General features: G+C 40.4%; 11 protein-coding genes. 2 read left to right on the top strand and 9 right to left on the bottom strand.

Going from position 1 to position 9,590, the window contains the following annotated elements; genetic code table 11:
- Positions 1-396 precede the first annotated feature (396 nt).
- Entirely contained in the window at positions 397-1,272 is an 876-nt protein-coding gene (locus HC179_RS07165; protein ID WP_168863718.1) for a nucleotidyltransferase-like protein, read from the bottom strand.
- A 174-nt stretch (positions 1,273-1,446) separates the two neighbouring features.
- Here HC179_RS07165 and HC179_RS07160 point away from each other — a divergent pair, with 174 nt between their 5' ends.
- Positions 1,447-1,809 (top strand): YgzB family protein, encoded by a 363-nt coding sequence (locus HC179_RS07160; RefSeq protein ID WP_148988493.1) that lies wholly within the window; start codon positions 1,447-1,449, stop codon positions 1,807-1,809.
- 43 nt (positions 1,810-1,852) lie between these two features.
- On the opposite strand, the gene perR is transcribed toward HC179_RS07160, so the two are convergent.
- The 4 genes from perR to bcp form a co-directional block, all read right to left on the bottom strand.
- Positions 1,853-2,287, bottom strand: a complete 435-nt coding sequence (perR, locus tag HC179_RS07155) for a peroxide-responsive transcriptional repressor PerR (protein ID WP_010198161.1) — start codon at positions 2,285-2,287, stop codon at positions 1,853-1,855.
- Positions 2,288-2,405: 118 nt separating this feature from the next.
- On the bottom strand, positions 2,406-2,960 hold the full coding sequence (locus HC179_RS07150; RefSeq protein WP_168863717.1) for a cob(I)yrinic acid a,c-diamide adenosyltransferase: 555 nt from the start codon (positions 2,958-2,960) through the stop codon (positions 2,406-2,408).
- 98 nt (positions 2,961-3,058) lie between these two features.
- Positions 3,059-4,606 (bottom strand): AbgT family transporter, encoded by a 1,548-nt coding sequence (locus HC179_RS07145; protein WP_168863716.1) that lies wholly within the window; start codon positions 4,604-4,606, stop codon positions 3,059-3,061.
- 364 nt (positions 4,607-4,970) lie between these two features.
- Positions 4,971-5,438: a thioredoxin-dependent thiol peroxidase gene (gene bcp / locus HC179_RS07140; RefSeq protein ID WP_168863715.1), complete on the bottom strand. Its 468-nt coding sequence runs from the start codon at positions 5,436-5,438 to the stop codon at positions 4,971-4,973.
- Between the two features lie 139 nt (positions 5,439-5,577).
- Between bcp and HC179_RS07135 the strand changes: the two genes are divergently transcribed.
- On the top strand, positions 5,578-5,733 hold the full coding sequence (locus HC179_RS07135) for a hypothetical protein (protein WP_168863714.1): 156 nt from the start codon (positions 5,578-5,580) through the stop codon (positions 5,731-5,733).
- A 6-nt stretch (positions 5,734-5,739) separates the two neighbouring features.
- On the opposite strand, the gene HC179_RS07130 is transcribed toward HC179_RS07135, so the two are convergent.
- From HC179_RS07130 to HC179_RS07115, 4 genes are all read right to left on the bottom strand, one after another.
- Positions 5,740-6,153 (bottom strand): potassium channel family protein, encoded by a 414-nt coding sequence (locus tag HC179_RS07130; RefSeq protein WP_168863713.1) that lies wholly within the window; start codon positions 6,151-6,153, stop codon positions 5,740-5,742.
- A 270-nt stretch (positions 6,154-6,423) separates the two neighbouring features.
- Positions 6,424-7,209 (bottom strand): ABC transporter permease, encoded by a 786-nt coding sequence (locus tag HC179_RS07125; protein ID WP_168863712.1) that lies wholly within the window; start codon positions 7,207-7,209, stop codon positions 6,424-6,426.
- 3 nt (positions 7,210-7,212) lie between these two features.
- Positions 7,213-8,004 (bottom strand): ABC transporter permease, encoded by a 792-nt coding sequence (locus tag HC179_RS07120; RefSeq protein ID WP_168863711.1) that lies wholly within the window; start codon positions 8,002-8,004, stop codon positions 7,213-7,215.
- On the bottom strand, positions 7,997-9,052 hold the full coding sequence (locus tag HC179_RS07115) for an ABC transporter ATP-binding protein (protein ID WP_168863710.1): 1,056 nt from the start codon (positions 9,050-9,052) through the stop codon (positions 7,997-7,999). The genes HC179_RS07120 and HC179_RS07115 overlap by 8 nt, the downstream gene beginning before the upstream one ends.
- Positions 9,053-9,590: the final 538 nt, after the last annotated feature.

Here is a 9,590-nt window from a genome sequence, read left to right as displayed (position 1 = left end):
TCAAACTCTCCAATAAAGAGTCTGAGCTTCTGCTCAAAATTTGCTAGCTTGTCTTACTTAAATCATTTTGTCGTGTTCCGTAGAACCGACGTTATGACGCTGTTGTTTTGTTTAGTTTTCAAAGATCATTTTCATCAATCCGTCGCTCAGAAGCGACTTTATTAATATAACATGTTTCATCATTATAAGTCAACATGTTTTTTGAATTTCTTTTTTCTCGGTGTCGCTCTTTAGCTTTTCTCTTGCGGCGACGAATAATAATATACCATGTAACGACAAACATCGTCAATACGTATTTTAAACTTTTTTGAAATAATTTTAAAAGGGTTAAGAAAAGCTAAAGCTCCTAAAGAAATCTTCCACCATTAGGAGCTTAAAGTGTAACATCATTTGTTATTATTTCTCTGGAGCGACTTGATAAAGTCGGTGGAAGACACCGTTACCTTTAGTCTGTTTTTTCTCCACTTGCAAGAAGCCTTTTTCTACTAAGTATTCAACTAGAACACTTAGATCTACAGAATACTTCTGGAGTTTAGGATGATGCAACATTTCATTATAGGACCAAGCTTCTTCTTTATCCATTAAGACCTCTATTAAATGTTTAGCTCCGGTTCTTGTTCTGGAGTAGATCATGAACTCATTCGCAAGGAAGAGAAGTTCGAGTCTTTTATCGATTGGTTCATCCCCTTGAATGAGTTCTTCATATAATTTGTAGATTTCTGGTTCAATTTTCTTCACTTGATTCCAAACGGTGATTTCTGGATGGAAACCGTGATCGATAACTGCTAACCTTGCCAAGTGGTGAAGGGAGTGGACGATATGGTTATACGCATCAATATAATGCTTGGAATCAAAGAAATCTTTACCTTCTAGATATCTTCTTATTAGTTTAGCAAATTCTAAGCCAATTTTTAGTTTACGGTCTTCTAGAGGGAAATCGAGGAGTTTACCTCTTAGGGCATAGATAAATTCATTTCTGTCAAAGAGTACTTTCCCATTGATAATCCAATCGATGACTCTTCGGTTTGTTCCAAGCGTTATCCATTCTTCTAATTGCTGTTCGCTTGCGATGTAAAGCGCGGCTTTCTTTTGAAGCAATTCATAGTGTTTGACGTATAAGGATTCATCCAGTTCTTTTACTACCATAAAGAGAATAACATCAAATTTATCTGTATTTGGGCTAACGGGGTTTTTCTTTTCTATCATTAATATTCCTTGCGTGTTTGATTGGCTTGCGCGTTCTTGATAGATTGGACGAAGTAAATCTTCCATCTTAAGACCTCCATCTTTAAAGGGTTCTCCCTATTATTCGACACTTTCATTTAAAAACCTTTTTATCATTTTTAATCCAGAACATTCGGTCAACTTCTAAATTCAACATGTCTGTGACTGCAACTCCATTTTCGGACAAAATGTGCTATTATATTGTTTTAGGAGGTAGTGTTCATGGCGCGTAAATATTCTAGTAAAATCAATAAAATAAGAACCTTTGCACTAAGTCTTGTCTTTATCGGTTTCTTCGTTATGTATATAGGAATATTCTTTCAAGGAAACATGTTGGTCATGACTTTATTTATGTTATTGGGTCTTTTATGTATCGTTGGTTCCACGGTTGTTTATTTTTGGATCGGCATGCTTTCCACAAAGGCCGTACAGGTAGTTTGCCCCAACTGCGGGAAGCATACTAAAGTTCTTGGCCGCGTTGATATGTGTATGTATTGTAACGAACCGTTAACGATGGATCCTTCCCTTGAAGGAAAAGAATTTAATGAAGATTATAATTCAAAAAAGAAAGCTGATAGGAGCTAAGTCCTATCAGCTTTTTTATTGGTTGTTTTACCCGTGCGAAAGGTCAATGAGCGCCTTTGTCACATTCTGGGCAGACACCGTAAATTTCCATGCGATGGCGAGCAATTTTAAATCCAGTAACATGGGCAGCCAATGCTTCTACTTCATCAAGACCTGGGTAATGAAAGTCGACAATTTTGCCGCATTCGTCACAGATCAGATGGTAATGGTCGGTTGTCACGTAGTCAAAACGACTGGAGTTGTCTCCGTAGGTCAATTCTTTCACAAGACCAACTTCACGGAATACCCTAAGGTTGTTGTAAACGGTCGCGACACTCATGTTTGGAAACTTTCCTTCAAGTGCTTTGTATATATCGTCAGCTGTCGGATGAGACATAGATTGAATAAGATACTCTAAAATCGCATGACGCTGTGGAGTTATGCGAACTCCAGTTTGTTTTAGCGTTTCAAGCGCTTCTTTTAATTGTTCGTTTGCCACAGTCATGCACCTCGCTTTTCATAAAGATTATTACTTTATAATATTTATAATTAGTGTACCGTGATATTGATATTTTTGTCAATGTTATTACTTATATCTATATGAAGTAATCTGGATTTTAAACCTCTGGCTTTAAAATTGGTTCTTCCTTCTTTAATTGACTGTTCACATAGCGTGCAACGACAAACAAATAGTCAGAAAGGCGGTTTAAATAGGCAAGTACATTCGGAGAAAGTTCATCACTCAATCCTACAGCAGATCTTTCCGCTCTTCTTACGATTGTTCGTGCACTATGCAAAGCCGCTCCAGCTTTCGAACCGCCAGGTAATACGAAATTTGTCAACGGAGGAAGTGTTGCATCAAGTTCGTCCATTTCGTCCTCGAGACTTTTTACATGTTTTTCTGTAAGCTTCCACTTCACTTCTTTTCCTGCAGGTGTGGCAAGTTCCGCTCCCACGTGAAAAAGGATTGTCTGTATGTTGGAGAATGATTTGATCAATGTTTCTTTACGGTTGAAGTCCTCTTCGTCTAGATACGCAATCGCAAGTCCAATCATGGAATTTGCTTCATCGCATGTTCCATATGCTTCTACACGCACATGATTTTTATCCACTCTTTGCCCATACACTAATGAAGTTTGTCCTTTATCACCTGTTTTGGTATAAATTTTCATTTACTCCCATCCCCTACTCTACATTTTTTAGCTACTACTTTTCTTATAGCAAAAAAACACCTGCAAGTCCATCATGGACAAGCAGGTGTTTTCATTCATTATCCCACATAATCGATTGGTGCGTTCGGTCCGATTGGTAAGCCCGTAAGGATCCAAACGATAAGCATGAGTACCCATACGATAGAGAAAAACACTGAGTACGGAATCATCGTGGAGATAAGTGTTCCAATTCCAACTTTTTTATCATACTTTTGCGCAAACGCGATAACGATTGCGAAGTATGGCATCAATGGCGAGATGACATTTGTAGTGGAATCCGCCAAACGGTATGCCAATTGAGTAAGCTCAGGGGAATACCCTAGACCCATCATCATTGGAACAAATACCGGAGCCATGATTGCCCATTTAGCAGAAGCACTTCCGATAAATAGATTGATGAAACCAGCAACAATCATAAATACCAGAATTAAAAGAATGCTCATAAAACGGTTAGAGCTGTCAAAGCCGATTCCTTGAATAAGTTCTGCTCCATTTACCGCCAAAACAAGGCCCAGATTTGTTTCATTAAAGTAAGCAACAAACTGACCAGCAACAAATGCTAGTACAATGTATGCACCCATTGTTGCCATCGTATCGGACATTTGGTTTGCTACATCTTTGTCATTTTTTATTGATTTCGTAATCAACCCATAAACAAGTCCCGGAACGAAGAACATAATGAGAATTACTGGTACAAGTGTATGGAAGAATGGCGCTTCTAGGAATGAGCCATCTCCACGAAGTGGTCCCCAAGAAGGTACAACGAGCAATGCCATTACTGCTATCGTTGCAATAAAAGCAAACAATGCAGCCCATAAGCCTTTTTTCTCTTCAGGTTTTAAATAATCAACATCCCCTTTGTAAGCACCTTTGTACTCACCAAGGCGAGGTTCAACAATTTTATCCGTTACGAACGTACCAACTATAGTTAGAACAAAAACTGACGCAAACATGAAGTAGAAGTTCATCATGTAGTTCATTCCAGCAGCATATTCTGGGTCAACGGTTGCTGCCGCCTCTTGTGTTAAAGACCCTAATAACGGATCAAGAGAAGTTAACAGCAAGTTTGCACTGAATCCTGCAGATACACCAGCAAACGCTGCTGCAAGTCCCGCAAGTGGATGCCTTCCCAGTCCTGCGAAAAGTACCGCACCAAGAGGTGTCAATACAACGTAACCAGCATCCGCCGCCATAGAAGACATAATTCCTCCAAATACTAGAGCAGCTGTCATGAGCTGTTTTGGCACAGATGTTACCAAGCCGCGCAGTCCTGCACTGATAAGTCCGGATCTCTCCGCAATACCGATACCAATCATCGTTACAAGAACAGTTCCAAGAGGTGCAAATCCTGTAAAGTTTTTAACGGCGCTTTCAAAGATGTAAGCAATCCCTTCTGAGCTCATTAAGTTCTTAACAGTAAGAACTTCTCCTTCATTTAAAGGGTCGTCGACTTGAACACCCATGCTGGAAAAGATTCCAGAAGCGACAATTACCAATAACGCGAAAATCGCGAATAAGGTTACCGGATGTGGCAACTTATTACCAACACGCTCAATGCTATCAAGAGCACGCATAACAAAGCCGCGTTTCTTTTGCGTTGCTTCCATTTTAAAATCCCCTTTCTCAATCTATTAAATTTTCAAAAAATAAGAAGAAAAAATCCTTTACCAGTATAATAAAAAACACTCTAGGATGGAAGTGTTCAGGGAATACACGCAAAATAACCAATTTTTTAAATAATATCAATACTATGTATCCTTTCTTAAGCTATCGTACTTGTCCACTATGTATCTTTTTTTACTTTTCTCATAATATATAAATTCATATCATAAAAAAGGAGTGCAAGCTTTATGCTCACACTCTAATCACGTCAACTTTTTGAGGAGGTATGCCCTACACTATAAAATACTCTGGGAGGGTCCATTTGTAGTTAGACGTTTGCCTCAATTATTTTAAAAAAGGCTTTTCCTCTTAAAGATTCTCTTTTATAAAGCTTAAAGCCTCCTCCACGTGACCCTTCACTTTTACTTTTCTCCACTCTTTTACTAGTTCGCCTTCTTTATTGATGATAAATGTGGAACGTTCTATACCCATGTACTCTTTGCCGAAATTTTTCTTCAGCTTCCACACATCGTAAAGCTCTGCTACTTCATGACCCTCGTCTACTAAGAGCATAAACGGCAACCCATGCTTCTCAATAAACTTCTCGTGCCTTGATTGAGGATCAGGACTTACTCCAAGAATCACCGTGTCCAGATTGGAGAAATCTTCATGCATATCCCTGAAATCACATGCCTGTGTGGTGCATCCAGGGGTCATATCTTTTGGATAGAAATATAGTACGACATTTTTCCCTTGAAAACTTGAAAGGGTCACTGTCTCGCCTGTATTAGATAGCAACGAAAAATCAGGTGCCTTTTTGCCAACTTCTATTGTCATTTTAAAACTCCTCCTTGAACTAATAGTGTTTCTTTAAGCCTATCGAAAGCATGAAAAATTATCAAGAAATGCACTACGATACATATACTTTAACAAATATCCTAAACTAATGATAATTGAAACGAATGGAGGATGGTATATGAAGAAAGAAGCATTACACGAAGGGGCAGTAACAGAGCATAAGAAAAAAATCAGCGTCAATCAGAAGTCTATAGAGACTCCCTTGAACGCTGACGCCAACTGCCCGGAACCGATATCTGAGTCATCAAACCGCTTTCTAAACGAGGGGAATTAATAAAGTTTATCTCTCACGCCCGTCCATATGCAGGACCACCCTTACTACAAAGGCTGCAGGCATGACAAAACCTATCAAAGCTTCTGTCATGGCAATGGCCCTACCGATACCGATTGGCGTAATATCTCCATACCCAACCGTCAAAATGGTAATGGCACTAAAGTAGACAGAACGAAAGAAAATGGAAAAGTAGCTTCCGTTGATCAACTCTCCTCTTTCTAACAGAACGGGGTGTCCTTCAATATGGAGAACGGTATATAAAAGGCCAAATGAAAGCAGAAGTGTGGAGTATATCAACAGTAACAGAAGGAGTGTTTCTTTTGATACATAAGGTATGCTTCTGCTTTCTGAAGAGAACACATGTGAAAAGCTTATGAAAATAGCGATGAATATGAAGATGACGATAAATAAATAAAGCATCCTACTCCTCCAATGCGCGGACATGCCATTAGTACAATATACGCAAAGGAAGAACAGGTATGCTTTTTGTTTTTATAAAGTTTAACCGTATCTAAAAACTAGTGGATTGGAGCGGAAAGCGAAGCCATTTGCGGAAATCCACAGCGGTGTTTAAGAAAAACATAAAATCATGTACTTTTTCAGTGACCCCGCAACGCAGCGAGGAGGCTCAAGCGCCGCCCCGCGTAAACGAGTCCCTGCAGCGCAAAGGAACGGTTAAACTTGTAAGCTTTAATTCCCCGCACCTCTATATTTGGTGACTCCGACATTCCAGACGAATACAGCCAGAATAAAGAAAGCCAATCCGATAAACGGGGTCATAAACGCGTATCCATACCACTCAGACCTGCCAAGGAAATATGCAGACGGATAGACACCTACAAAAGCAAAAGGAAGAATCCAAGTCAAAACAAATCGGATGACACTGTTGTAGATATCAACTGGGTATCTACCATAGTTTCCGATATTGTACATCATCGGCATGATGGATGTTCTTGCATCAGACCAGAAACCGATACTTGCAAGCAAAACGAATATTCCTGCATACACAAGCGCTCCGCCAAGCACAAAAATTATTAATAGAAGATAATCGTACCAGGCAAAAGTGAGATCTAGCAGGCTTCCTGCATAGACCATGATGGCTATTCCTGTTACCACACCAAATAGAGATTCCAGTTCCATCCGCTCGAGCACCACTTGAAACAGACTATGAATCGGCCTGGTCAGGATACGGTCCATCTCTCCTTTTACAATATACCTTTCATTAAAATCCCAAATGTTAAAAAACGCAGAAAACAGTGCAAACGGCACCAAAAAGAACCCATAAATGAAAATGATCTCTTCCCTGCTCCAACCGCTCAAAAGCTGAGTATGACCAAAGACAACCAGGATAAACACCAGGTTCACAGCCTGAAACAACAAATCGGAGAGGATTTCCACGACCAGGTCAGCACGGTATTGGAACCGTGTTTTTATATACTGGCCAATGTATTGAAAAAACATCGAAACATAAAACATTCCTCATCCTCCTTGCACTACTAGTTGTTTTTTTGCCAGACTCCACAGCAATTGAATCGGGATAATCAGAATAAATACCCAGACGATCTGCATGAATAGGGCTTGAAATACCGCATTTCCTGTTATTCCTTCAGTAAAGATCATACTCGGAATATAACTGATAGCCTGGAACGGCAGGAAACTCATAATGTCTTGTGCCCATAACGGGTAAAAGCTAATTGGTAACAACAATCCTGAAAACAGATCAATGACCACCCGTTTCGCACGAATCAATCCGTCATTATTAAATAAGAAGAACGTCATGATACCTGTCAGCAGGTTGATCTGCGTGTTCACAATAAAACTGAAAACGATGGAAATCCCGAAAAGTCCCCACGTGGCAAAGTTTGCCGAGAACTCTAACGGAAAGACGAGTGCCACAATGACCATTCCTGGTACAGAGAAAAATGCCAGGCGGAAAATCCCCTCTCCAAGTCCTTGCATGGTCTTCATACCAAGGTAGTTATAAGGCCTGATTAATTCCACGGCAACCTTTCCTTCTTTTATCTCTTGGGCAATTTCTCGGTCAATATTATTAAAATAAAACGCACGGGCCATCCAAGCAACTGCTACATATGTTGTCATCTGGATGGTGGAAATACCTTGTATATCTTCTTTTCCGCTATAGATCGCCTGCCAAAGGAAGTAGTAGGCTCCTATATTGATGCTATAAATCAGAATTCCAGAATAATAGTTCGTTCGATACGCGAGCATCATCAAAAAGCGGATGCGTATCATTTCGATATATTTATCCATGTGTCAACACCGGTTGCTTTTGGGATATCCCATCCCCGGTAGCAACCATTCCCTTATCATAGATATTGCGAATAATTTCCTCTGTGGAAATCTCTTGAATGGTGAGGTCTGTGATGGCAAATTGACCTACCACCCTTCCAATCAGTTCAGAAATTTCCTCTTCCTCTTTAGAAACCACTGCACTCCATATTGTTTCTTTCCCTTCATTTTTCCAATGCACGTCGAGATCTGGAATTAACGGCATCAGTTGTTCTTCGGTCACATTTTGAGCAAACTGGAATCGAATTTGCTTCCCTTCTCCCCAGTTGTTACGCAGCTTTTGAAGAGAACCATCATAGATGATTTTCCCTTCGTCTAACATAACCACTCGTTCGCAGAGTGCTTCGATGTCTGCCATGTCATGTGTGGTTAATAGAATGGTTGTTTTATATTTTTCGTTTATTTCTTTTAAGAACTGACGGATTTTAAGCTTTACGAGAACATCCAAACCTATTGTCGGTTCGTCAAGGAAAAGCAATGGTGGATTATGAATGAGCGCTGCTGCCAGTTCACATCGCATGCGCTGACCTAGTGACAACTTTCTTACTGGCTTATCGAGGAGATGGCCGATATCGAGCGTTTTAATGACATGGTCCATATGCTCGTTATAATCCTCGTCTGATACTTTATATACTTTTTTCAGAAGACGGAAAGATTCTTGTACCGCGATGTCCCACCAAAGCTGGGAACGTTGGCCGAATACCACCCCAATGGAGCGGACAAACTCTTCCCTTTCTTTATGCGGGTTCATGCCGTTGACGCGCACTGTGCCGGAGGTCGGGGTGAGAATTCCAGTCAGCATTTTAATGGTGGTCGACTTTCCTGCACCATTTTCCCCGATATATCCTACCATCTCCCCTTGCTTAATGGTAAAAGAAACATCGTTGACGGCTGGCACTATTTTATAATTTCTTGTAAAAAGATCGCGAAACGCTCCCTTTAAACCAGAACGACTAGAATATGCTTTAAACTCTTTGCGGAGTGAATCTACTTCTATGACGTTATGCATTTAAGATACTTCCTTTCTATTTATGTGCTTGCTTGAAAAAAGCTCATAGAGACTAGTGTATTACAAATAAGGGGGAACACTCAAACGGGAAGCTTTGGGAATTGCTTGATTGGGGTGTATTGATAATTTTTTTGAGTTGTAACCAGGAAGATAGTAATTTTGTGATGACAGAATAAACTGCTTCCTTCCTCTTTGGCATCATTGAAACGCCCTCTCTGCGATAATAGAGAGGGCGTTTCAATGATGCCCGGAAAGAGTGAAAATGCGGAGGGGACGTCGTCATAGGAGGTGTATGACAACCGGTGAAGGTGAAAATGCAGAGGTGACGTCGTCATAGGTAGTGTATGACAACCGGTGAAGGTGAAAATGCAGAGGAAACGTCGTCATAGGTAGTGTATGACGACCGGTGAAGGTGAAAATGCAGAGGTGACGTCGTCATAGGTAGTGTATGACGACCGGTGAAGGTGAAAATGCAGAGGTGACGTCGTCATAGGAGGTGTATGACAACCGGTGAAGGTGAAAATGCAGAGGTGACGTC

Origin of the sequence: Bacillus sp. RO1, from assembly GCF_012524115.1 — a bacterium.
Lineage (GTDB): Bacteria > Bacillota > Bacilli > Bacillales > Bacillaceae_I > Sutcliffiella_A.
The sequence above is the reverse complement of the archived record's forward strand: the minus strand, read 5'-3'. Positions and strand labels throughout refer to the sequence as shown.